Here is a 22,167-nt window from a genome sequence, read left to right on the forward strand (position 1 = left end):
CCTGTGAGGGCACTCGCTACAGACGCCACGAGCGAGGAGAAGACTACCCAAATTGCGTGTGACCGCGGGCGTCTCGAGCTGCTTTCTTTGGTTACTTTCTTTGCAGCAGCAAAGAAAGTGACTGCCGCCCCGCACAGGGGCAACGCTAATAGACCAACACGCCAACGGGATCCGGCGAGAAAAAAAACCCATCGGCAACCCTAATTACGCGCCCACAACCGTCAAGCCAAACTCTCAACCAGAGCAAGACCAACCAAAGCGCCGGGCCAAGCAATGGCCTCGAAACAAACCCAAACCATCTGGAAAGACAAAACCGCCCATGACCCAACCCGCATCGAACAAATCGCTTGAAGGAAAGACGGCACTCGTCACCGGCTCGACGAGCGGCATCGGCCTCGGCATTGCCACTGCGCTCGCACAGGCCGGCGCGAACCTCGTGCTCAACGGCTTCGGCGATACCGCCCCCGCCCTCAAGCAGATCGAAGCGACCGGCGCGAAAGCCGTGCACCACCCCGCCGACATGACCAAGCCGCAAGAGATCGAAGCGATGATCGCCTTCGCGCACGAACAATTCGGCGCCGTCGATATCCTCGTGAACAACGCGGGCATCCAGCACGTCGCGACCATCGATGAATTCCCGGTCGATCGCTGGGACGCGATCATCGCGATCAATCTGAGCTCGGCGTTCCACACGATGCGCGTCGCGCTGCCGCAGATGCGCGCGCGCAACTGGGGCCGCGTGATCAACATCGCGTCGGTGCATGGGCTGGTCGGCTCGGCAGGCAAGTCGGCTTATGTCGCGGCCAAGCACGGCATTCTCGGCCTCACGAAAGTCGCCGCGCTCGAAAACGCCCGCACCGGCGTGACCGTCAACGCAATCTGCCCGGGCTTCGTGCTCACGCCGCTCGTGCAGAAACAGATCGACGATCTCGCCGCGCGCGATTCGCTCACGCCCGACGCCGCCCGCGCGAAACTGCTCGGCGACAAGCAACCGTCCGCGCAATTCGTGACGGCGCAGCAAATCGGCGACATGGCCGTGTTCCTCTGTTCCGACGCCGCCAGCGAAATGCGCGGCTCGGCCCTGCAGATCGACGGGGGATGGAGCGCGCAGTAAGGCAAGCGGAGCCTATCGGCGACATTCCGCCGCACTTGAGCCTTTCTCTCCGATTCCCCTAAAGATCGTGGGGATAAAGGCCGTTATGACCTTGTAATTCGAAGCGCGCCGCCGGTGGACCAGGCGGCGCGCGCATCGACAGAGCCAAGGACATCATGCGCAACAACCAACCCGTCACCCAGCAAGCGTTCGAATTCCCCGCCTCGGAGATGCTCGTCTCCGCCACCGATCTCTCCGGCAACATCCAGTACTGCAATCCGGCGTTCGTGTCGGTATCCGGCTTCTCGCGCGAGGAGCTGATCGGGCAGCCGCACAACATCATCCGACACCCCGACATGCCGCGCGAAGCCTTCGCCGATCTCTGGGCGACGGTGCGCGCCGGCCGTTCGTGGACCGCGCTCGTCAAGAACCGCCGCAAGAACGGCGATCACTACTGGGTGCGCGCGAACGTCACGCCGGTGATGGAGCACGGCAAGGTCGTCGGCTATCTCTCGGTGCGCGTGAAGCCGGCGCACGATGAAGTGCGCGAGGCGACCGCGCTCTATGCACAGATGAAGGCCGGCCACGCGTCGCACAAACTCGTGCGCGGCGCGCTCGTGAAGCATGGTTTCGCGGGCAGGCTCGCGGCGCTCGCGCACATGCCGGTGAGCGCGCGTCTCGGCACGGCGTTCGCCGCCGCGCCCGTCACCGCGTTGATCGCGGCGCTGGCCGGCTGGCGCGGCGCGCCGCCGCTGCCGTTCTGGATCGCGCTCGGCGTAAGTTCGGCCGTGAGTCTCGCGGGATGGATCGCGCTGTCGCGGCAGGTGGATGCGCCCGTGCGCACGATGTCCGGCTTCGCCGCGCGCATGGCCGCCGGCGATCTGACCGTCGACATGCCCGATGCGCGCCACGACGATCTCGGCGACGTGCAACGCGCGCTCGGCCAGTTGAAGGCGAATCTCGCGGCGATCGTCTTCGACGTGCGCGGCCAGATCGGCGGCATGCTCGACGCCGCCAACGAGATTTCGAGCGGCAACACGGACCTGTCGCGCCGGACCGAGATGCAGGCCGCATCGCTCGAACAGACCGCTGCGACGATGGATCAACTGACCACGACCGTGCAGGGCAATGCCGACGCCACCGTCCGCGCGCTCGAACTCGTCAAGGAAGCGCAGGCCGCGGCCGACGACGGCGCGCGCATCGCGAGTCAGGTCGAGCAGACGATGGCGGGCATCACGACGGCGTCGCGGCGCATCGCGGATATCACCGATGTCATCGACGGCATCGCGTTCCAGACCAATATCCTCGCCCTGAATGCGGCCGTCGAGGCGGCGCGCGCGGGCGAGGCGGGCCGCTCGTTCGCCGTGGTCGCGACTGAAGTGCGCAATCTCGCGCAGCGCTGCGCGGCTTCGGCGAAGGAAATCGAGGGCGTGGTGGCGACGAGCGTCGCGCAGATCGCGCAAGGCACGAGCCTCGTCACGCGCACGACGAGCCAGATGCGCGCGATCGACGAAGCGGTGAACCGCGTATCGACGATCATCATGGAAGTCGCGAAGGCGAGCGGCGAACAGGCCGACGGCATCGCGCAGGTGAATCAGGCGGTCGCCCATCTCGACGATTCGACCCAGCAGAACGCCGCGCTCGTCGAGCAGGCGGCGGCCACGGCCAAGCGCCTCGCGGAGCGCGCCGTCGTGCTCGATGAAGCCGTGCGGCTTTTCACCGTCGCGAAGGCCTGAACGCGCATCGCTTGGTACTATCGGAGCATTGCCCACAAGGAGTGTCTCCGATGACCGCTGAGAACAATCGCGCGGAAGAAGCGCGAGCGATGGAACGTATCGTCAACGCGACCCGCCAGGTTCAGTCCGCCTTCCTCGCGCTGCAGACGCAGTTTCCGCCCGAAGGCGACGGCCGCCCGTCGCAGATCGCGCTGCAGACCTTCGACGCCGCGCTCCAGGAACTCGAAGACGCGCAGGCGGCCTTCGACACCATGCTCAACGATCTGTTCGACGGCAACCGGTAAGCGCGCGACGCCTCATGCGTTGCGCAGTTCGGGCACGGTCTCGCCCGGGCCATTCAGCGCGGCTTCGGCGCCCGCGTCGCTGAGACCCGCCCACGGCACGCCGTCGGTGGACTGACGTCGCGCGGCGGCCACGCAGGCGTCGACCAGTTCCTTGAACGACACCGCCGCCGAACTCGTTCGCACCAGCACTTCGCCTTGCAGCGGGCTTTCGGGAAACACGAGTCCGACGATCAGCTCGGCCGATGACGCCCGCTGATGCAGGCGTCGCAGCAGATTGCGCAGATACGGCGGCGACTCGGCCGCATCGAACGACACCACGCAGATGATCGACACACCCGCGAGATCCACTTCGCTGAAGCGTCCGCGCGAGAACCGCTCGTAACCCGCGAGGTCCGCGTACAGGCCGTGCTTGCGAAAGAGCTGCACGGCGATGGTCGCCGCGAGATCGTCCAGTTCGCTGCGGCCCGCGATGCACAGCACCGACGCCGTATGCCCCTCCTGCTCGGCGTCGAAGCGCGCGGGCGGCGTTTCGTGCGCGAGGTGCGACGCATCGTCGGGGGAATCGAGGCTCGCGGGCGGCGCGTCCCTGCGCTCGATGCTCACGGCGGTGTCATCGGCATCTTCCAGCCCTTCGATGATGTCGAGCGCCGATTCGTTGATGCGCCGCAACTGATCCGCCGTCACGACGCCGCGCAGCACGTCGTTGTGGGCGTAGCGCAGGCCTTCGAGCGCCACTTCGTCGTAATAGGCGATCAGCGAGCGCTCTTTGAGCAGCGTCTCGGCCTGCACCAGCGCTTCGTCGGGATCGTTCGCGAGCAGGCGCTGATAGAAGTTTTCCGCGGGCGTGAGCGCGGGCCGGTCGCCGAACAGCACATCGAGAAATTCGAGACGGTCGACGTGACGCCCGAGAATCACGAGGCACAGCGTGAGCGGCGTCGAAAGCACGAGACCGATGGGCCCCCAGATCCAGCTCCAGAAGATCGCCGCGACGATCACCGCGAACGGCGACAGGCCCGTGCTGTGCCCGTACAGCAGCGGCTCGACGACCTGACCCGCGACAATATCCGTCACGCCGAACAGGACGATGGTCCACACGAGCATCGCCCAGCCGGGGCCGACCGCCGCCGCGAACACGACCGCGACGATCGCCGCGATCCACGTCCCGACGTACGGCACGAAGCGCAGCAGCGCGGTCATCACGCCGAACAGCAGCGCGCCCGGCACGCCGATGATCGCGAGCCCGATCGAAATGATGATGCCCACGCTCACGTTGATGCCGAGCTGCGCGAGGAAATAGCGCGACAGACGCCGCGCGGCCTCGTCCATCGCGGTGGTCGCGCGATGCAGGTCGCGCGAGCCGAAGAGCCGTATCAGGCGGTCGCGCAGATCCTCGCGCTGCAGGAGGATGAACACCGCGACCACGAGCACGATGCCGGTGGTTTCCAGCGGACTGATGATAGGCGACAGAAAGCGCTGCGCCAGCTCCAGCGGGGTCGGCGTGGGCTCGTGCACTTCGACGGGCATCGGCTGATCGATCGGCGATGCGGCCGGATTGTCCTCGTTCTTCGGCTCCTGCTCGCGCGCGGGGGAAAGGCGCTTCAACGCACGCGATGCGCGGCCGAGAAACTCATCGGCGCGGCCGACCGTCATGCGCTGCACGTTTTCGATCTTGCGCTCGACGGCCACCTGATACTTCGGCAGATCGCCCGCGAGCTGCGCAACCTGCGCGCCGATCAGCGCGCCGACCGCCGTCAGCACCGACAGCGCGATCACCACCGCGACCATCACCGACGGCACCTGACCGAGGCGCAGCCGCCGCAGGAAGTCGACGAAGGGCGCGAGCAGGAAGCTCAGCAGAATCGCGAGGATGATCGGGATCATGACCGCGCGCCCGAAGTACAGCGCACATATGATGATGACGCCCGTCACCAGCGACGCCAGCGCGCGCACGCCGGGCGCTTCGGGCGGCAGGATCTTCGCGGGTGGCCGGCGCGGCCCGGGTGCTTGCGGCATGGGAACGGCTCGTTAATGTATGAGGCGGTGAGAGGCGGAGCGAGCGGCACGCGGACACGTGCAGGGATCAGCCGGTACTCAAGCAAGGCCCATGCCGCCGCGGCCACGCCGACGCTGATGAGGTGAGACTATTCGGGAGCCGAATTCTACTGCATTCATTGCAATGGTGAGCAAGTTCGGGAGCGGTGACCGGTCTATCGGCACGATCGAAACTATCAGCTGGATGCGTGGGTACGGCGCGTGCGACATTGACGATCGCCGCCGTTCATGGAAAGGACATCATGGCAGTCGATTCACCCTGCATCAGCATCTGCAAGTTCGACGAGAAGACCGGCTTTTGCGTCGGCTGCCTGCGCACGAAGGACGAATGCAGGCAATGGAAGAAGATGAAGGACAAGCATCGCATCCGGATCATCGACGACAGGCCGAAGCGCAAGGCAAAGCTCAAAAAGCACCGGAAGTAGGCGGCGCGAACGAACAAACGCTGGACTGGTTGGCGAAAGGGTGATGGCGATTTTCATCGCGCTCGCGGACTACACTGAATAAGACTTCGCAGGAGTCCGCCATGAAAGTGCCTTGTATTGCATTCGCTTTTGCCTCAGTCTTTGCGGCCACTTCGGCTTTCGCGCAGTTGCATCCGAGCGTCGAAACCGACATGTACGCGCCGCAGAACAGCACGAAGCTCATGCCTGACGCGCCGCTCGGCAGCCAGTATCCGACGCACGGCAACGCGCAGGCCGGCGAACTCAATCTCAATCCCAGCGATCCGCGCGCTCAGCTCGTCAACGGCCTGCCGAACAACGCGAGCAGCGGCGGCTACGGCTCGCCGCTCGCGGGCAACAAGGCGAACGTGACCAAGCCGAACTGAGCGCGGCTGCGGCGCTTCGCCAGCGTCGTAGGAAACGCGCCACTGTTCTCGTATCGAGAACAGTGATTTGAATTTGCCTGTTATTCTCCTTCTTTGCGCAGGAACCCATACTTGGTTCACAGGACGGGACTTCTCCCGGCCGCCAACCGAATCAGGGAACCTGCCGTGAAGATCTACTACCATCCGCTGTCCGGCCATTCGCACCGCGCGCGACTTTTCCTCAATCTGCTTTCCATCGAGCACGAGGAAGTGTTCGTCGATCTCGCTGCCGCCGCGCACAAGACGCCCGAGTACCTGAAACTGAACCGCTTCGGCCAGGTTCCGGTGCTCGTGGACGGCGAGACGGTCATCGCTGATTCGAACGCGATTCTCGTCTATCTCGCGAAGAAATCCGGCGCTGCGAAATGGCTGCCCGACACGCCCGTCGAAGCCGCCGCCGTGCAGCGCTGGCTGTCGGTCGCGGCGGGGCAGATCGCGTTCGGCCCCGCCGCCGCGCGCCTGATCACGGTGTTCGGTGCGAAATTCGACGCGGACGAAGTCATCGCCCGCGCGCACAACGTGCTGAAAGTGATCGACGCGGAACTGGCGAACCGCGACTGGATCGCGGATATCGGCGCTGCGCATCCGACCATCGCGGACGTCGCGCTCTATAGCTACATCGCGAGCGCGCCCGAAGGCAACGTCGATCTCGCCGCTTACGCGAACGTGAACGCGTGGCTCAAGCGTGTCGAGGCGCTGCCCGGTTTCCTTCCGTTTCAAAAGACGGCCGCGGGTCTCGCGGCGTAAAGTGAGCGCGGCGGCTCGCCGCCGCGCCTGACTCGAAGAGGCATACGATCATGTCCACTTCCGTGCTCCCGAATACAGCTTCCGTCGCCACGCCTTCGCCGTGGCATCGCGGTGAAATCGCCATCCAGAAGGCCTTCGGCGCGCATGAGCGCATGGAGAGCGTCGGGCGGCGCGTCGTGCGCGATTACATGCCGGACCAGCATCGCCAGTTCTTCGCGCAGTTGCCATTCATCGTGGCGGGCGCCGTCGACGAACACGGCGATCCGTGGGCGACGCTCATCGCCGGGCATCCCGGCTTCATGCACACGCCCGACGCCAAAACGCTGTCGCTGAGCCGCGCGCGCGATCCGCTCGATCCCGCCGACGCCGGCATGGACGACGGCGCATCGGTCGGACTGCTCGGCATCGAATTGCACACGCGGCGGCGCAACCGCATGAACGGCGTGATCCGCCGCGACGGCGCGAACGCCGCCAGTGCCGAATTCGCCGTGGCCGTCGAGCAGAGTTACGGCAATTGCCCGCAGTACATCCAGCTGCGCGATTTCGACTTCGTGCGCGATCCGGCCGCGCCTTCGCCCGTGCCGCCGGTCGTGCTCGACGCGCTTTCGCCGCGCGCCACGGCGATGATCGCGGACGCGGACACGTTCTTCGTCGCGTCGTATTTCGATCGGGAGGACGGGCATCGGCAAGTGGACGTGTCGCATCGCGGCGGCAAGCCGGGCTTCGTGCGTCTCGCGGACGACGGCTCGTTCACCATTCCCGATTTCGCGGGCAATCTGTTCTTCAACACGCTTGGCAATATTCTCGTGAACGGCCGCGCGGGCCTCGTGTTCGCGGACTTCGAGAGCGGCGACCTGCTGCAACTCGCGGGCGACGCCGAAGTGCTGCTCGATTCTCCCGAAACCGCCGCGTTCCAGGGCGCGGAGCGGCTGTGGCGCTTCACGCCGCGCCGCATCGTGTATCGCGCAGAAGCGCTGCCGATACGGTGGCAGGCGCGCGGCGACGGCGCATCGCCCAATTCGCTGATGACCGGCGACTGGGCGCAAGTGGCCGAGCGCCTCAAGGCCGCCGCGCTCGCCAACGTGTGGCGGACGTTCCGCGTGAGCAAGATCGTCGATGAAAGCGATGCGATCCGCTCCTTCCATCTCGAACCCGCCGACGACGCGGGCATCGTGCCGCATCTGGCCGGCCAGCATCTGCCGATTCGCGTGACGCTGCCGGGCGAAGCGAAGCCGGTGATTCGCACCTACACGCTCTCGGTCGCGCCGTCGGACGGCGTGTACCGGATCAGCGTGAAGCGCGGCGGACGCGTGTCCGCGTATCTGCACGACACGTTGCGAGTCGGCGGCGTCATCGAAGCGCGCGCGCCCGCGGGCGACTTCACGATCGATCCATTCGAGCGGCGTCCCGCCGTGCTGATGGCGGCGGGCGTCGGCATCACGCCGATGCTCGCGATGCTGCGGCACATCGTCTACGAAGGCCTGCGCAAGCGGCGCGTGCGGCCGGTCTGGATGATCGTGTCGGCGCATTCGCTCGCGAGCCGCGCGTTCACGCGCGAAATCGACGCGCTCGAGCAAAGCGCCGGCGGCGCGGTGAACGTGATCCGCGTGCTGAGCGACACGGACGGCGCAAGCCTGACGCGCGATTACGACGCATCGGGGCGCATCGACATCGATCTGCTGACGAGCCGCCTGCCCTTCAACGACTACGACTTCTATCTGTGCGGACCGGGCACGTTCATGCAGACGATCTACGACGGCCTGCGCGCGCTCAATGTCGCCGATACGCGCATTCATGCTGAGGCGTTCGGACCGTCGGCGCTGAAACGCACGGCGGATCGCGGCGCGGACATCAAGCCGATGCGCCCCGCCGCGACCGAACCGGTGAAAATCGAATTCCTGAAGTCGGGCACGAGCGCGCAATGGAAACCGGGCGGCGGCACGTTGCTGGAACTCGCGGAAGCGAGCGGCCTGGCGCCGGAGTTCAATTGCAGGGGCGGCACCTGCGGCACATGCCGCACGCGCATCGTGCAGGGCGCGGTGTCGTATGAAAGCGAGCCCGCGTTCCATGTCGGCGACGATGAAGCGTTGATCTGCTGCGCGATGCCGGCCGCCGAAGAAGGAGACACGCTCAAGCTGGATCTTTAACGATTGTGCCCCGCGCGCATATCCCCGAGAATGCACGGCATCCTTCAAGCCCGCATGCCTCGTGCTTTCTCATGGACCGTTTACAGGCAATGACGACCTTCGTCACGGTGGTCGAAACCGGCGGCTTCGCCTCGGCCGCGCGCAAACTCGACGTCTCGCCTTCCGTCGTGAGCCGGGTCGTGACGGAGCTGGAAGAGCATCTCGGCGTGCGCCTGCTCACGCGCACGACGCGCGTCGTGCGCCTCACCGACGCCGGCAGCGGCTATTTCGAGGACTGCCGCCGCATCCTCGGCGACATCGACTCCGCCGAACTCTCCGCCACAGGCACGCACTCGTCGCCGCGCGGCCTGCTTTCGATCACCGCGCCGGCGATGTTCGGCAGGCTGCACGTCACGCCGATCGTGCTCGACTACCTCCAGCGCTATCCCGAAGCCGATGCGAACTGCTGGTTCGTCGACCGCGTGGTCAATCTCGTCGACGAGGGCATCGACGTGGCGGTGCGGATCGCGCAACTGCCGGATTCATCGTTGCAGGCGATCAGTGTCGGGCGCGTGCGGCGGGTGCTGTGCGCGTCGCCCGCCTATCTCGCGAAGCACGGCACGCCGCGTCATCCCGACGATCTCGCCGCGCATGTCGTGATTGCGTCGACGGGCTCGTCGACGCCGCCGGAATGGCGGCTGCACGACGGCGAGCGGCAGATTCTCGTGCGCAACCATGCGCGCTTCACGACGACCACCAACGATTCGGCCATCGCCGCCGCGCTCGCGGATTTCGGCATCGCGCGGTTGATGTCGTATCAGATCGCGCAGCATGTGAACGAGGGAAGCTTAGTCATCGTGCTGCCCGAATTCGAGCCGCCGCCCTTGCCGATCCATCTCGTGCATCGCGAAGGACGCCATGTCACGCAGAAGGTGCGCGCGTTTCTCGACCTCGCCGTGGCCACCCTGCGGGCCGATGAATCGTTGCGCTAAGGCGCGCTAAACATACGCGCTGTCGGTGACATTTCGTCCATCGTCGGTCGAATCGAACGGCCGTTAGCACGACTGCCGTGCAAAATGCCGGCAAAACATGCAACATAGCTGTCTCGAACGATCGCACCGATCGCCGCGCTTTCGGCTTTCCTGAACCTTTACCGGCTCACGCACCATGACGAATCCAACTTCTCCCTCGAATGAACGCCCGCTCGACATGATCATCTTCGGCGGCGGTGGAGACCTGGCGGCGCGCAAGCTGCTGCCCGCGCTCTACATGGCGCACATGCACTGCAACCTGCCCGCCGACACGCGCATTCTCGCGATCGGCCGCAAGGACTGGGCGCGCGAGGATTACCTGAAAAACTTCATGGAAGAACAGGCGCGCCCGTTCATCGACGCCAAGGCGTTCGATGCGCAGTCGTGGGACAAATTCCTCGCGCTGTTCGACTACGTGCGGGTCGACGTGGAGAACCCCGGCGACTTCCAGCGTCTTGCGCAGGCCGTGCGGCCCGGCTCGCAGCGCGTGCTGTATCTGTCGACGTCGCCGGAACTGTTCGTCACCATCTGCGAGAACCTCGACAGCGCCGGCATTCTCGATGACCACGCGCGCGTCGTGCTGGAAAAGCCGCTCGGTCACGATCTCGCCTCCGCGCGCGCGATCAACGATGCGGTCGGCAAGCACTTCAAGGAAGAGCAGATCTATCGCATCGACCATTATCTCGGCAAGGAAACCGTGCAGAACCTGATGGTGCTGCGCTTCGGCAACGCGATCTTCGGGCCGCTGTGGCAGGCGCCGTACATCAAGAGCGTGCAGATCACGGTGTCGGAGACGGTTGGCGTCGGCAGCCGCGCGGGCTTCTACGATCACACCGGCGCATTGCGCGACATGGTGCAGAACCACTTGCTGCAACTGCTGTGCATCGTCGCGATGGAGCCGCCCGTATCGCTCGATCCGGACGCGGTGCGCGACGAAAAGCTGAAGGTGCTGAAGTCGCTGCGGCCGATGACCGTCGCCGATACCGCGCGCGATACCGTGCGCGGCCAGTACACGGCGGGCGCGGTGGGCGGCGAGGCGGTGAAGGGTTATCTCGAGGAGCCGAACGTGCCGGCCGACAGCCGCGCGGAAACCTTCGTCGCGTTGCGCGCGCATATCAACAACTGGCGCTGGGCCAATGTGCCGTTCTTCCTGCGCACAGGCAAGCGCATGCAGAACCGCCGCTCGGAGATCGTCATCGACTTCGCGGACCTGCCGTTCTCGATCATTCCTGATGGCCCGCGTCACTACGGCAACCGGCTCACCATCACGCTGCAGCCGGAAGAATCCATTCAGCTTCAGATGATGGCGAAGGAGCCGGGCAGCGGCATGCACATGCAGCCGGTCACGCTCAATCTCGATCTCCAGCAGGCGATGACGCAGCGGCGCGCGGAAGCGTATGAGCGCCTGTTGATCGACGTGATTCGCGGCAGGCTCACGCACTTCATGCGGCGCGATGAACTGGAAGCGGCGTGGACGTGGGTCGAACCGATCCTCAATGGCTGGAAGGAACTGGGCGATCGGCCGCGTGGATATACGGCGGGGACGTTCGGGCCGGCGGCATCGAGCGCGCTGATGGCGCGGGAGAATCAGGCCTGGGCGGAAGAGGCTTGAATCGCTGAATCGTGATGTACACGGCGGTGCGGGTGGCGCGGTGTCACCGCATCGCGGTGTGCGGCGCCCGCCTCGCCCTCCACCCCGCCCCCACCGCCATCACCCCCGACAGCACCACGACCCCACCCAGTATCCCCGCAAGCCTCATGGCCGCCGGCATCGGATCCGACGACCAATGATGGTCCTGCACGAACACCATGATGAACGCGATGCTGAACTGCCGTCCGACATAGCTCGCGCCTTGCGCGCCCGTCTGCACGTGGCACCCTATCCACACGCCCGCGCACAGCGCGATCATGCAGGCGAACGCGTTATCGCCGAGCACGGGCAGTAGCGCAAGACTCACCGCACCCGCCAGCAGGCAACCGATGAACCGCTGCGCCATGCGCTCCGCAACCGGCTTGTGCGTCGGCTTGCCGAGCGCCGATGCGGGCAGGATCAGCACGGCGACCGCCGTCACCATCGCCTGCGCGAAGCCCGGCAGATTCCACGTGTAGGCGAGCGCCGCCAGAATCATCACCGACCACGCGGCCTGCCACGCGAGGCGCTTGCGCATCGCGAGCGCGGTCTGCTCGGCGCGCGCGATATGCATCGCATCGAGCGCCTGCACGGCCTGCGCGGCATCGGAAGGAATCACGGTGACGGTCTGCGCGTTGACGCCATCGACGCGATCGACCGTCGATGCCGCCTGCGCGCGCGGCACCGGCGCCGTCCCGCGCGACTTCCGATAGTGCTGCACGCCCGCATGAAACAGCGCCGACACGGCCACGCTCGCTACCGTCCCGACGATCACCTCCGCCACCCGCAGCAGCGCGAACGACGCCGTCGCCGCCGCCGACACGAGCCGATGCGCCTCGAACGTCACCATCAGCGCCGTCACCGCGCCGAGCACCCACGCGTAGCCCGCGTCGGACACGAGCGCGCGATACACCGACACGCCCACGATCACGCCGAGCAGCGGCACGAAAAACCACGGCATATCGCCGATCACAGGCCCCGCCACCGCGCCGATGAGCGCGCCCGCGACCGTGCCGACCACGCGCTGCACGCCGCGTTGCGCGCACGCCGAGAACTTCGACTGCATGACGGCAAAGCCGCTGATGGCCGCCCACCAGATGTTGCTCAGGTGGAACGCATAGGCGAGCGCGACGGCGAGTCCGACCGACAACATCGCCTGCGTGGCGAAGAGCGCGCGCGCCGGCGTCGGTCTGATGGCGATGAGTTCGCGCCCAAGCGCGCCGAACGCATCGCGGATGATGTGGGCAAGCGCGCCTAGCGCCGCTGCGCTTTCGTGTTGTATGGGATGGGCGTGGCGCGGGGAATCGTCGGTGGGCATCGTTCTGGCGATTGTTCAGGCGTGTGCCTTGAGCGTAGCCGCCGATCGTCCAGAAGCAAAGCCGAACCGCAAAAGATGCGGCAAATCCGCTACACGCGCGAAGTCAGCAGCCGAATGCCCGCCGCGCCGAACACGAGCGCGAGGCAGGCATCGAGACCGCGCTGGATGCGCTTGTAGATGCGCCGCGCGGCGGCCATCGAAAAGAGCGCGGCATAGCCGCCGAACACGCACGCGCCGATGCACAGGCACCCCGCGACGACCGCGAGCATATGACCCGGCCCCTCGCCCGCCGACGATCCGAGCGCCGCCACCGACATCCACACGAGAATCGCCTTCGGGTTGGTGAGATGCAGCAGCGCGCCGCGCGCGTAGAGCTTGCGGCCGCTTTGTCCCCTCGCATCCGCCGATGATTGACGCACCGGCGGCTTCCATGCCGCGCGCCCCGACTTGAACGCGAGCCACAGCAGATAGATCCCGCCGCAGATCTTCACGCCGATGAGAAAGCCCGAATACGCCGTCAGCGCGGCGGAGAGGCCGAGCGCGGCGAGCATCGCCCAGAAGAACGAGCCGGACATCACGCCCGCGGCGAACGCGAACGCCGCGCGCCGCCCCGACGTGCTCGCAATCGACATGATCGCGAGATTGCTCGGCCCGGGACTTGCCGTGCCGACGAAATACGCCGAGTAAGCGATCAGCAGATTCGCGCTGAAAAAGACGTGGCCGTTCATGGCGGTTGCGGGTCCGTTCGAATGCCCGTCAGTGTGCGCGAACGAAGGCCGGAGCGTCCATGAACGCTTCGCATCCACGCGGGCAGGCCAGTTTCACGCCTCCGGATCGAGCTTGACTTCGTAGAGCGAGCGGCCGTTCAGATCATGCAGCGAGACGGTCAGTGCGCGGCTCGCGGGATCGATCTTGGCGCGGCCATAGAACTGTTGCAGCGCGGCGGGCGAGCGGTTCTGCGGGTTGTCCTTCGGCACGCTCACGTAGCGCAGTTCCGGCCCGAAAGTCATGTCGAGATCGTTCGGGCCGAAGGTGCCCGCGTTGATCGGGCCGCCGACGAATTCCCAGAACGGCTTGAACTCGGTGAACTTCGCGCGCGACGGATCGTAGTGCGTCGCCTGCGCGTAGTGCACGTCGGCCGTGATCCACACGACGTTGCGGATGTCCTCCTGCTTGATGAAGCGCAGGATCTCCGCCAGCTCCAGCTCGCGTCCGAGCGGCGCGCCGTTTTCCGCGTTGGCCCAGGCTTCGAACGTGCCTTTCGGCACATCGGGGTTCGCATCGGGCACGACGAGCGAGATCGGCATGTCGCTCGCAATCACCTTCCACGTCGCGTGCGACGCCTTCAGCGATGCCTTCAGCCACGCCGTCTGCTGCGAGCCGAGGAACGCCGCATCGGCATCGAGACGCGTCTGCCGGTTCGGCGAATTCGCGCCGCGATACGAACGCTCGTCGAGCATGAACACATCGAGCAGCGGGCCGAACTGAAAGCCGCGATAGACCTGCTCCGGATCGAGCTGATTGATGCGGTACGGGTTGTATTCGAACATCGCCTGCTTCGCGCGCGCTTCGAGCAGATCGATCGAGCGCGTCTGATAGCGCTTCTCCGCCTCGCCGATGCGCTGACCCGGATACCAGTTGTTGCGCACTTCGTGATCGTCCCATTGCACGAGGAACGGCACCTCGGCGGCGAAGCGGCGCTTGTTTTTGTCGAGCTGGTTATAGGCGAAGGCCGCGCGATAATCGTCGAGCGTCTGCGCGACGTGCGACTTGCCTTCGGTGACGATATTGGTCCACAGCGTACCATCGGGCAGACGCACGTCGGCTTCGATCACGCTGTCGGCGTAGATCTGATCGCCCTGATGGATGAAGAAATCCGGCGACTCGCGGCGCATCGCTTCATAGATGCGATAGCCGCCGAACCGCTCGTTGATGCCCCAGCCCTGCCCGGCTTCGTCGCCCGAAAAGACGAAGCACACCGGCTTGTCCGCATCGAGCGATGCCGTGCGCAAACGTCCCGTCACGGGCTCGCTATGCGCCTTGCCATCGACGAGATCCTGAAAGCGCACGCGATAGAACACGTCCGCGCCGGGCGGCAGGCCGGTGAGATCGACGCGCGCCGTGAAGTCGCTGCCCTCGAGCGCCGCCGGCCCGATGCGCCGCTGAAACGTCCTGAAGTTCTCGCTCGTCGAATATTCGACGATCATGCGCGCCGGCCGGTCCGCGCGGCTCCACACGATGCCGCTCGTCGCGGTGACGTCGCCGCTCATCACGCCGCCGGGCAGTTGCGGACGCAGCTTGTCGGCGGTGACGACGGCGGGCGCGACGCCTTGCGCGAGTGCATCGGCGAGACCCGCTCCCGTGAGGGCGAGTCCCGTGCCGGAAACGAGTCCCTTCAGCAAGGTGCGTCGGGACGGTTTGACGATGCGATCCGGCATGGCGAGCTTCCTCTCGAACTGTACGATGGGGTAGTGGCGTGCTGCGTCGAATCGCCGATGGTAAAACGTAACGGTGTCGCTTTTGTTGCAACGGGCGCTTCATTGTCCGCGTGATTCGTGGCGATCAGCACGCGCCGGTTGCTGTGACGGCTCACCGCATCGCACACGCGCTCTTCCCAGAAGCGCCAGTTCGTGGCCCTGCTGCGGCCGATCACGATGAGGTCCGCATCGAACTCGCGCGCCGCCTGCGCGATCGTGCGTGCGAGCGTTGTGCCGCTCGGCAGGTCCATCGTCACGCACAGGCCGTTGATGCTCGATGCGCGTATCGCCTGCAAGGTGCGCTTTTCGACTTCGCGCGCGAGCTGTTCGACGTGCGCGAACGCCGCGCCAAAATCATGCTGCGCGGACGATACGGCCCAGAACGGCATACGGTCGACCACGTGAAGGGCCGTGAGGCGCGCGTTGAATTCGCGGGCCCGCGCGATGCCGAGCGCGAGCGCGGCATGACTCAGGCCCGGCCCCACCGCGACGAGAATGTGCTGTTGCATGATGTCGTCTCCTTGTATCGAACGTCGCGCGCTTCAGTGCATGCGCCACGCGCGCCTGACTGCATCGATCACGGCGGCTTCGGTGAACGTCATCACGCCGTCCGCGACCACCGCGGATTCGCAGAGCGTGAGCACATCGCGTCGCATTCGCTCGCAGCGCACTTCTTTGGCGAGCTGCTGCACGACATGCGGATCGACGCGGCACGCCTCTTCCCAACTGAGATACGCATCACGCATGAGGTCCTCGCACACCTCCTGCACGATCTCGTGCAGCTCGCCGGGATCGAGCCCGAGACGCGCGTAGAAACCGCGCCGTTCGAGTTCTTCGACTTCGGCGCTGCCGATATGCCCGTCCGCGATCAGCGACATCACGACGATGCGCGCGGCCGCACGGGGACTGTCCGATGGATAGTGGCGCATGACTCTTCTCCTCGATGAAACGTGGTCGACGAAAAGCGGTGCGAGTGTTTTCGATGAGACCGCGCCGCCTGGTTGAATCACATCGTAGGGACGGAGAATGAGCATCGAATGAGCGCGTCATACCCGCACGGTATGGGCCTAGTCCGCATCGGTATTGGACGCGGCGCGCGTTGCTCTCGTACGCTCCGGCGGATACCAAAAACGGAGATAACCATGAGCACGCCTCTCGATATCGCGTCGCTGATCGACAAGGAACGCATCCGGCCATTTCAGTGGGCCATCTTCCTGTTGTGCTTCGCGACCACCCTCTTCGATGGCTTCGACACGCAGGCCATCGCGTACACGGGGCCCGCCATCGTCGCGGCCTTCGGTCTTGCGCCCGGCGATCTCGCTCCGATCCTGATCGCGGGCACGCTCGGCATGACCATCGGCGCGATGACGCTCGGGCTCGTTGGCGATCGCGTGGGGCGGCGTCCGGCGCTGCTCGGCGGTGTCGCGCTGTTCAGCATCGCATCGCTGGCGACGGCGTTCGCGAGCGGCACGGAGCAGATTCTCGTGCTGCGCTTCATCGCGGGACTGGGCATGGGCGGCTGCACGCCGGTGCTGCTAGCGCTCGCGGCGGAATTCGGACCCGCGCGGCATCGCGGTGCGATCATGACCGGCGTGCTGCTCGGCCTGCCCGCGGGCGCGATGCTCGGCGGCCTGCTCGCCGCGCGCATGATGCCCGTGATCGGCTGGCAAGGCGTGTTCATCGTCGGCGGTGCGGCGCCGCTCGCGTTGCTCGTGGTGCTCTGGTTCGCGCTGCCGGAATCGCTGCATTACCTCGTGACGCGTTCGCGTGACGATCACCGCGCCGCACGCGACATGCTTTCGCGCATCGTGACCTGGCCGCTCGCCGACGACGCCCGCTTCGCGGTGCATGAGGCGAGCACGCGCGCGAGCGTCGCCGCGCTCTTTCGCGAAGGCAACGCGCGCAACACGCTGGCGATCTGGGCCGTCTACTTTTTCAACTGGATCGCGTGGTTCATGTTCCTGTCGTGGCTGCCGACCGTGCTGAAGGCCGCGGGTCTGCCCGCCGCGCAAGCGCCGCTCGGCACGGTGGTCGTGAACGCGGTGTTCATCGTCTGCGCGATTCCGCTTTCCATCGTGTTGCCGAAGATCAGCACGCGGCGCCTGCTGATCGCGTTGCTCGCGCTCGGTATCGCGATTGTCATCGGGCTTGCGTATGCGGGTACGTCGTGGGGGCTCGTGTTCACGCTCGGGGGCGCGGCCGGGCTCGGCATCGGCGGGCAACAGATCGCGCTCAACTATCTCGTGGTCGGCGCGTATCCGACGACGCTGCGCGCGACGGCCACCGGCTGGGCCATCGGCATGGGGCGCGTGGGCGCGATCGCCGGATCGGCCGTCGGCGGCACGTTCCTCAACATGGGCGGTCCGAGCGGCTTCTATCTGACGCTCGCCGTGCCGCTCGCCGCAGCGCTGCTCGCGGTCATCGCGATCCGTTCGAACGAGCGCGAAGCCGACACGTCGCTCGCGCCCGCCCCGCACTGAGCCACTGATCCACTGATCCACTGATCGCTGTCTGCGCAGGCCGAACATACGCCCTCCAAAAGCGTTCGCCGGCGCACGACAGTTCGCTTTTCTCCGCACATCTCCTTTCGCGCGCCGAGCCTTGTCACACAAGGCTCGCATGCATTTCAGGCGTGATCTGGCACGGCTGGTGCATTAAGCCCTGCCGTCGCGTCATGACTGCCTGCCACTGTTTGACGCGACCGGGCCGGTCGCCTCGCGCGCCGGCCCGTTTCTTCCGGCGCCGCGATTCGACTCGCGAAGTTCCGGCGGCACGTGCAGGCGCCAAGGAGATCACCATGAACAGTTTCGATGACGCCTTCGAAGCGCTGATCGGCAGCGAAGGCGGTTACTCGTTCCATCCGGCGGACCCGGGCGGCGAAACGATGTGGGGCGTGACGGCGCGCGTCGCGCGCGGCTACGGCTATGCGGGCGCGATGAAGGACCTGCCGCTCGAACTCGCGAAACGCATCGCCAAGCAGAAGTACTGGGATCCGCTGCATCTCGACGAATTCGATCCGCGCGTCGCCTTCCAGATTTTCGATGCGAACTACAACGGCGGCCTCGTCGTGCTGTGGATGCAGAAGGCATCGGGCGCGAAGGAAGACGGGAAGTTCGGCCCCGATACCGTCGATGCCGTGAAAGCCGCCGATCCGATGCGCTTCGTGTTGCGCTTCATTGCGTATCGATTGCGTTATCTGAAGGGCCTGCATGCCTGGCCGACGTTCAGCCGCGGCTGGACCGAGCGCATGGCGACGAATCTTCTTCTGGGAGCAGCATGATGGACTGGTCGAAAGTGGCGGCAACGATCGGCGCGAAGGCGCCTCTTCTGGCGGGTCTCATCGGCGGGCCGGTCGGGCTCGGTGTGACGACGGCGGCCGCGATCATCTCGCATGCGCTCGGCACGCCGGGCGATCCGGATGTCGTCGAGACCGCGCTCAACGACCCCGCCGCGCTGGAAAAAATCAGTCAGGCGGAAAGCGCGAACTCGTTGCAGTTGCAGCAACTCGTGGTGGCGGCGGCGCAGGCGCGCCTGTCGTTCGAAGCCGACATGGCGCGCATCGCGGCGGGCGATCGCGCCGATGCGCGCGCCATGGGCATCGCGAACAAGGACTGGGTGCCGAAGGTGCTCGCGATGAGCGTCACGGCCGGCTTCTTCGGCATCCTGCTGCTGATGGCGCTGCGCGCGCTGCCCGAAGCGAACCGCGATCTCGTGAACGTCGTGGTGGGCGCGCTCGGTACCGCGTGGATCAGCATCATCGGCTATTACTTCGGGACTTCGGCGGGCTCGATGCGCAAGACCGAGCTGCTCGCGCAGCCCAGCGTGCCGATCACGTCGGAGACGGCCGTCACGCTGCGCGATCCTGCACCGGCGACGGCTTCGCGTGAGCAGTCCGGTGCAAGTGCTGATCACGCGCCGCGTGCGTTCATGCCGGGGGGACAAGGGCCGATCTTTACGGGCGGGGCTTAGCCGCCGGATCCCGTTGGCGTGTCGGTCGGTTAGCGTTGCCCCTGTGCGGGGCGGCACCTACTTTCTTTGCTGCTGCAAAGAAAGTAGGCAAAGAAAGCAGCTCGAGACGCCCGCGGTCATACGCAATTTGGCCACTATTCTCGTTGTTCGTGGCCTCTGTAGCGAGTGCCCTCGTAGGCCTAACCGGGCTTGGACCGCGCACGGTCTGACTAGCTAGTTGTTTTAAGCGCGCTGGTTCAGCACGAAATAGCTTCGGCACAGCGCTGCGCGCTGCCGTCGGGTCTGCAAGGGAAACCGACGAGAAAAGAGAAACGCAGAAGCACACGCAGACCCGATTGACCCATCGGCCGCGAAGCGGGCCGGAGCCATTTCGTGCTGAACCAGCGTGTTATGTGGTGCGATGTGACAGACCGTGCGCGGTCCAAGCCCGATGGGGCCTACGAGGGCACTCGCTACTGAGCCCACGAACAACGAGAAGAACACCCAAATTGCGTGTGACCGCGGGCGTCTCGAGCTGCTTTCTTTGGTTACTTTCTTTGCAGCAGCAAAGAAAGTGACTGCCGCCCCGCACAGGGGCAACGCTAATAGACCAACACGCTCACGGGATCCGGCGAAAGAAGAGCCCAAAGCGTATCAGGCACCTTAGCCAAGCAACTTTGCGTTCCTTAGCATGACTCCCAACACACTCCAGGCATCATCGCGTCAGAGCCCGGTTCGCGGATCGTAGGGCCGCGCCGGATGGTGCGCGATGCTTTCGAACTGCGGCCTGATCGCATCGCTGAAGGTGGTCTTCTGCTGATCGTTCAGTCCGCTATAGAACATGAGCCAGGCCTTCGCCGATTGCTCGGATAAGGGCGCGTCCTGCTGCCGGAACTTCTCGTCCATCGCGTGCAGGGCGGAGAGATCGAGGATCGGCTGCTTGAGCATCGTCTGCATGCGCGCCTGCATCTGATCGGCGTTCATGCGCTCGGAAGCATGGCTCTGGCGCATCGCGTCGAGCGCGGCCTGCCATCGGACTTCCTGATCGGCGGTGAGGTTCAGCCGATCGTGCAGCGTGCGTATGTCGAGCGGTTGTACGTGGGCCGCCGGAGGGTTGTCCATCGGAAGCGACTGCGCATAGACCGGCGCGGAGCCGACGCCCAGCGAGAGCGCGGTGACGACGCTCAACACCGATAGCTTGAGAAGCATGCTGCTGCGTGCCGAAACGTTGAGTCGGGCCATGTCGTTTCCCCTTTCCTTTTGTCGATGTCGGGCGGTGTCGCCGCAACCATGGATCGAAGTTTAGGGACGGTGAATTAGGCGAGAGTGAGGAGGCATGAGCGCTGATCCCGAAAACCCTCACCTCCGGGCGGCGCACGGAAGCCGCAAAGCCCCGCCAGACATGGCCCCGCGCCCCCAGCCAGCACCCGCTCCCGAAAACCCTCACCTTGCGCTTATTCCCGCTATCGCCGCACGCGTAATCACCCGGCTTTTTGCCGCGCTATCCTGCCCTTCCCATCAGCATGCGAAGGAGACACCTACATGGCCATCACCACGCCCAGCACCCGACACGACGATCTTCCGCCCCAGGGTCTCACGCCCACGCGCGAGCAGATCGTGCGGCATCTGCGGCACGCGAGCGCCGTCGCCGAGCGCGCGACCCTGCTCGGCCATCATCCGTTCGGCGCGATTCTGGTCGGGCCGGATCAGGAAACCGTGTTGATGGAGCAAGGCAACGTCGATACGGTGAATCACGCCGAGTCGGTGCTCGCGCGTGTCGCGGCGCTCAACTTCACGCCGGAGTATCTGTGGGGATGCACGCTCTATACGTCGGTCGAGCCGTGCTGCATGTGCGCGGGCACGGCGTACTGGGCCAACATCGGACGGGTCGTGTACGGACTCACCGAAGCGCGTCTGCTCGAAGCCACCGGCAATCACGCTGAAAATCCGACGATGAGCGTCTCGTCGCGCTATGTCTACGATCATTGCCAGAAGCCGGTCGAACTGCTCGGCCCGATCGCGGAAGTCGAGGACGAAGTGCTGCGCGTGCAGCGCGACTTCTGGTCCAAACGATAAAAACGATAAACGTCAGATCACGTTCAGCATCGACAACGCCGTCTCCTGCAACGGCTGCAACACGCGGGCGAGCGCCGCCTCGCCCGTCTCCTTGCCCATCGGCATGTTCGCCGACAACGCCGCCACCACCTCGCCGTGGCGGTTCTTCATCGGCACCGCGACGCCGCGCACGCCCATCTGCAGTTGCTGCTCTATCGCGACATAACCATCCACGCGCGCCTGGCGAATCTTCTCGTACAGCCTGTCCTTGTTGGTAATGGTGAGCGGCGTGAAGGGCTTGAACTCGGTGGCCTCGAGCCAGCCGCGCACCGCCGTCTCGTTCATGTACGCGAGCATCGCGATGCCGCCCGACATCAGCGCGGCCGGCACGCGCGCGCCGAGCACGAAGCCCGTCGTCATCACGCGTGTGGAGCCGTTGCGCGCGATGATCACGAGATCCCAGTCGTCGAGCACGCTCACGTACACCGACTCGTGGATCAACGCGCTCAACTGCTGCAGATAAGGCTGAACGATGCGCGGCAGCCGCGCCGATTCGAAATACGACCAGCCCATGCGCAGCACGCGCGGCGTCAGGTTGAAGAGCTTGCCGTCGGTCTGCACGTAGCCGAGATGCGCGAGCGTCAGCAGATAGCGGCGCGCGGCGGTGCGCGTGAGGCCGGTGCGCGTCGCGGCCTGCGTCGGGGTCATGCGCGCATGCTGATCGTCGAAGGCTTCGAGGATCGCGAGACCCTTTTCCAGACCAGCGATCCAGTCGCGTTTGTCGAGTTCCGGTTTAGTCATG

21 protein-coding genes are annotated in these 22,167 nt (G+C 65.6%); 13 read left to right on the forward strand and 8 right to left on the reverse strand.

Features of this window, described 5'->3' with window-relative positions; all coding sequences use genetic code 11:
- The first annotated feature begins 319 nt into the window (after window positions 1–319).
- The 3 genes from BTHE68_RS21005 (at window position 320) to BTHE68_RS21015 (ending at window position 3,113) form a co-directional block, all read left to right on the forward strand.
- Window positions 320–1,114, forward strand: coding sequence for a 3-hydroxybutyrate dehydrogenase (locus BTHE68_RS21005; protein ID WP_162068138.1), 795 nt, complete (start codon window positions 320–322; stop codon window positions 1,112–1,114).
- 155 nt (window positions 1,115–1,269) lie between these two features.
- Window positions 1,270–2,829 (forward strand): methyl-accepting chemotaxis protein, encoded by a 1,560-nt coding sequence (locus tag BTHE68_RS21010; protein ID WP_162068139.1) that lies wholly within the window; start codon window positions 1,270–1,272, stop codon window positions 2,827–2,829.
- A gap of 50 nt (window positions 2,830–2,879) precedes the next feature.
- Window positions 2,880–3,113, forward strand: a complete 234-nt coding sequence (locus BTHE68_RS21015) for a hypothetical protein (RefSeq protein ID WP_061175052.1) — start codon at window positions 2,880–2,882, stop codon at window positions 3,111–3,113.
- Between the two features lie 12 nt (window positions 3,114–3,125).
- Here the strand turns inward: BTHE68_RS21015 and BTHE68_RS21020 are convergent, their stop codons facing one another.
- Window positions 3,126–5,126: an AI-2E family transporter gene (locus BTHE68_RS21020; protein WP_162068140.1), complete on the reverse strand. Its 2,001-nt coding sequence runs from the start codon at window positions 5,124–5,126 to the stop codon at window positions 3,126–3,128.
- Window positions 5,127–5,407: 281 nt separating this feature from the next.
- Between BTHE68_RS21020 and BTHE68_RS21025 the strand changes: the two genes are divergently transcribed.
- The 6 genes from BTHE68_RS21025 (at window position 5,408) to zwf (ending at window position 11,549) form a co-directional block, all read left to right on the forward strand.
- On the forward strand, window positions 5,408–5,590 hold the full coding sequence (locus tag BTHE68_RS21025) for a DUF1289 domain-containing protein (protein WP_162068141.1): 183 nt from the start codon (window positions 5,408–5,410) through the stop codon (window positions 5,588–5,590).
- Window positions 5,591–5,781: 191 nt separating this feature from the next.
- Entirely contained in the window at window positions 5,782–5,994 is a 213-nt protein-coding gene (locus BTHE68_RS21030; protein WP_232078028.1) for a hypothetical protein, read from the forward strand.
- A gap of 165 nt (window positions 5,995–6,159) precedes the next feature.
- Window positions 6,160–6,780 (forward strand): glutathione S-transferase family protein, encoded by a 621-nt coding sequence (locus BTHE68_RS21035; RefSeq protein WP_162068143.1) that lies wholly within the window; start codon window positions 6,160–6,162, stop codon window positions 6,778–6,780.
- Window positions 6,781–6,830: 50 nt separating this feature from the next.
- Window positions 6,831–8,927 carry a 2Fe-2S iron-sulfur cluster-binding protein gene (locus BTHE68_RS21040; RefSeq protein ID WP_162068144.1) on the forward strand — a complete coding sequence of 699 codons (2,097 nt, stop codon included), beginning with the start codon at window positions 6,831–6,833 and terminating at the stop codon, window positions 8,925–8,927.
- 71 nt (window positions 8,928–8,998) lie between these two features.
- Window positions 8,999–9,898: a LysR family transcriptional regulator gene (locus BTHE68_RS21045; protein ID WP_162068145.1), complete on the forward strand. Its 900-nt coding sequence runs from the start codon at window positions 8,999–9,001 to the stop codon at window positions 9,896–9,898.
- Window positions 9,899–10,073: 175 nt separating this feature from the next.
- Window positions 10,074–11,549, forward strand: a complete 1,476-nt coding sequence (zwf, locus tag BTHE68_RS21050) for a glucose-6-phosphate dehydrogenase (protein ID WP_162068146.1) — start codon at window positions 10,074–10,076, stop codon at window positions 11,547–11,549.
- 43 nt (window positions 11,550–11,592) lie between these two features.
- Here zwf and BTHE68_RS21055 read toward each other — a convergent pair whose 3' ends face one another.
- From BTHE68_RS21055 to BTHE68_RS21075, 5 genes are all read right to left on the reverse strand, one after another.
- The gene (locus BTHE68_RS21055; protein ID WP_162068147.1) at window positions 11,593–12,885 is read right to left on the reverse strand and encodes an FUSC family protein; all 1,293 of its coding nucleotides are present in this window, start codon (window positions 12,883–12,885) and stop codon (window positions 11,593–11,595) included.
- A gap of 89 nt (window positions 12,886–12,974) precedes the next feature.
- Window positions 12,975–13,613: a LysE family translocator gene (locus BTHE68_RS21060; RefSeq protein ID WP_162068148.1), complete on the reverse strand. Its 639-nt coding sequence runs from the start codon at window positions 13,611–13,613 to the stop codon at window positions 12,975–12,977.
- 93 nt (window positions 13,614–13,706) lie between these two features.
- Window positions 13,707–15,323, reverse strand: a complete 1,617-nt coding sequence (locus BTHE68_RS21065; protein ID WP_162068149.1) for an alkaline phosphatase D family protein — start codon at window positions 15,321–15,323, stop codon at window positions 13,707–13,709.
- A complete protein-coding gene (locus BTHE68_RS21070) occupies window positions 15,281–15,871 on the reverse strand; it encodes a universal stress protein (RefSeq protein ID WP_162068150.1) in 591 nt (196 codons plus the stop codon). Before BTHE68_RS21070 ends, BTHE68_RS21065 begins: the two co-directional genes overlap by 43 nt.
- A 33-nt stretch (window positions 15,872–15,904) precedes the next feature.
- Window positions 15,905–16,291 carry a tellurite resistance TerB family protein gene (locus tag BTHE68_RS21075; RefSeq protein WP_162068151.1) on the reverse strand — a complete coding sequence of 129 codons (387 nt, stop codon included), beginning with the start codon at window positions 16,289–16,291 and terminating at the stop codon, window positions 15,905–15,907.
- Window positions 16,292–16,498: 207 nt separating this feature from the next.
- On the opposite strand from BTHE68_RS21075, the gene BTHE68_RS21080 reads away from it, so the two are divergent.
- From BTHE68_RS21080 to BTHE68_RS21090, 3 genes are all read left to right on the forward strand, one after another.
- Window positions 16,499–17,842 carry an MFS transporter gene (locus BTHE68_RS21080; protein ID WP_502710595.1) on the forward strand — a complete coding sequence of 448 codons (1,344 nt, stop codon included), beginning with the start codon at window positions 16,499–16,501 and terminating at the stop codon, window positions 17,840–17,842.
- 317 nt (window positions 17,843–18,159) lie between these two features.
- Window positions 18,160–18,642, forward strand: coding sequence for a glycoside hydrolase family 108 protein (locus BTHE68_RS21085; protein WP_162068152.1), 483 nt, complete (start codon window positions 18,160–18,162; stop codon window positions 18,640–18,642).
- Window positions 18,642–19,331: a hypothetical protein gene (locus BTHE68_RS21090; protein WP_162068310.1), complete on the forward strand. Its 690-nt coding sequence runs from the start codon at window positions 18,642–18,644 to the stop codon at window positions 19,329–19,331. Before BTHE68_RS21085 ends, BTHE68_RS21090 begins: the two co-directional genes overlap by 1 nt.
- Window positions 19,332–20,033: 702 nt before the next feature.
- Here the strand turns inward: BTHE68_RS21090 and BTHE68_RS21095 are convergent.
- Window positions 20,034–20,552, reverse strand: a complete 519-nt coding sequence (locus tag BTHE68_RS21095; protein WP_162068153.1) for a Spy/CpxP family protein refolding chaperone — start codon at window positions 20,550–20,552, stop codon at window positions 20,034–20,036.
- A gap of 300 nt (window positions 20,553–20,852) precedes the next feature.
- Here BTHE68_RS21095 and BTHE68_RS21100 point away from each other — a divergent pair, with 300 nt between their 5' ends.
- Complete coding sequence (locus BTHE68_RS21100) at window positions 20,853–21,386, forward strand: nucleoside deaminase (RefSeq protein ID WP_162068154.1); 534 nt, start codon at window positions 20,853–20,855, stop codon at window positions 21,384–21,386.
- A gap of 12 nt (window positions 21,387–21,398) precedes the next feature.
- On the opposite strand, the gene BTHE68_RS21105 is transcribed toward BTHE68_RS21100, so the two are convergent.
- The gene (locus BTHE68_RS21105; RefSeq protein ID WP_162068155.1) at window positions 21,399–22,166 is read right to left on the reverse strand and encodes an IclR family transcriptional regulator domain-containing protein; all 768 of its coding nucleotides are present in this window, start codon (window positions 22,164–22,166) and stop codon (window positions 21,399–21,401) included.
- Window position 22,167 lies beyond the last annotated feature (1 nt).

This window comes from Burkholderia sp. THE68 (genome assembly GCF_009938265.1).
Lineage (GTDB): Bacteria > Pseudomonadota > Gammaproteobacteria > Burkholderiales > Burkholderiaceae > Caballeronia.

Excerpts from the sequence above, each read along its gene's own strand:
- BTHE68_RS21090 (WP_162068310.1), top strand. The coding sequence starts at position 18,642 with ATGGACTGGTCGAAAGTGGCGGCAACGATCGGCGCGAAGGCGCCTCTT.
- zwf (WP_162068146.1), top strand. The coding sequence starts at position 10,074 with ATGACGAATCCAACTTCTCCCTCGAATGAACGCCCGCTCGACATGATC.
- BTHE68_RS21075 (WP_162068151.1), bottom strand. The coding sequence starts at position 16,291 with ATGCGCCACTATCCATCGGACAGTCCCCGTGCGGCCGCGCGCATCGTC.
- BTHE68_RS21070 (WP_162068150.1), bottom strand. The coding sequence starts at position 15,871 with ATGCAACAGCACATTCTCGTCGCGGTGGGGCCGGGCCTGAGTCATGCC.
- BTHE68_RS21060 (WP_162068148.1), bottom strand. The coding sequence starts at position 13,613 with ATGAACGGCCACGTCTTTTTCAGCGCGAATCTGCTGATCGCTTACTCG.
- BTHE68_RS21085 (WP_162068152.1), top strand. The coding sequence starts at position 18,160 with ATGAACAGTTTCGATGACGCCTTCGAAGCGCTGATCGGCAGCGAAGGC.
- BTHE68_RS21020 (WP_162068140.1), bottom strand. The coding sequence starts at position 5,126 with ATGCCGCAAGCACCCGGGCCGCGCCGGCCACCCGCGAAGATCCTGCCG.
- BTHE68_RS21045 (WP_162068145.1), top strand. The coding sequence starts at position 8,999 with ATGGACCGTTTACAGGCAATGACGACCTTCGTCACGGTGGTCGAAACC.
- BTHE68_RS21005 (WP_162068138.1), top strand. The coding sequence starts at position 320 with ATGACCCAACCCGCATCGAACAAATCGCTTGAAGGAAAGACGGCACTC.
- BTHE68_RS21100 (WP_162068154.1), top strand. The coding sequence starts at position 20,853 with ATGGCCATCACCACGCCCAGCACCCGACACGACGATCTTCCGCCCCAG.
- BTHE68_RS21030 (WP_232078028.1), top strand. The coding sequence starts at position 5,782 with ATGTACGCGCCGCAGAACAGCACGAAGCTCATGCCTGACGCGCCGCTC.
- BTHE68_RS21040 (WP_162068144.1), top strand. The coding sequence starts at position 6,831 with ATGTCCACTTCCGTGCTCCCGAATACAGCTTCCGTCGCCACGCCTTCG.
- BTHE68_RS21015 (WP_061175052.1), top strand. The coding sequence starts at position 2,880 with ATGACCGCTGAGAACAATCGCGCGGAAGAAGCGCGAGCGATGGAACGT.
- BTHE68_RS21065 (WP_162068149.1), bottom strand. The coding sequence starts at position 15,323 with ATGCCGGATCGCATCGTCAAACCGTCCCGACGCACCTTGCTGAAGGGA.
- BTHE68_RS21095 (WP_162068153.1), bottom strand. The coding sequence starts at position 20,552 with ATGGCCCGACTCAACGTTTCGGCACGCAGCAGCATGCTTCTCAAGCTA.
- BTHE68_RS21055 (WP_162068147.1), bottom strand. The coding sequence starts at position 12,885 with ATGCCCACCGACGATTCCCCGCGCCACGCCCATCCCATACAACACGAA.
- BTHE68_RS21025 (WP_162068141.1), top strand. The coding sequence starts at position 5,408 with ATGGCAGTCGATTCACCCTGCATCAGCATCTGCAAGTTCGACGAGAAG.
- BTHE68_RS21105 (WP_162068155.1), bottom strand. The coding sequence starts at position 22,166 with ATGACTAAACCGGAACTCGACAAACGCGACTGGATCGCTGGTCTGGAA.
- BTHE68_RS21010 (WP_162068139.1), top strand. The coding sequence starts at position 1,270 with ATGCGCAACAACCAACCCGTCACCCAGCAAGCGTTCGAATTCCCCGCC.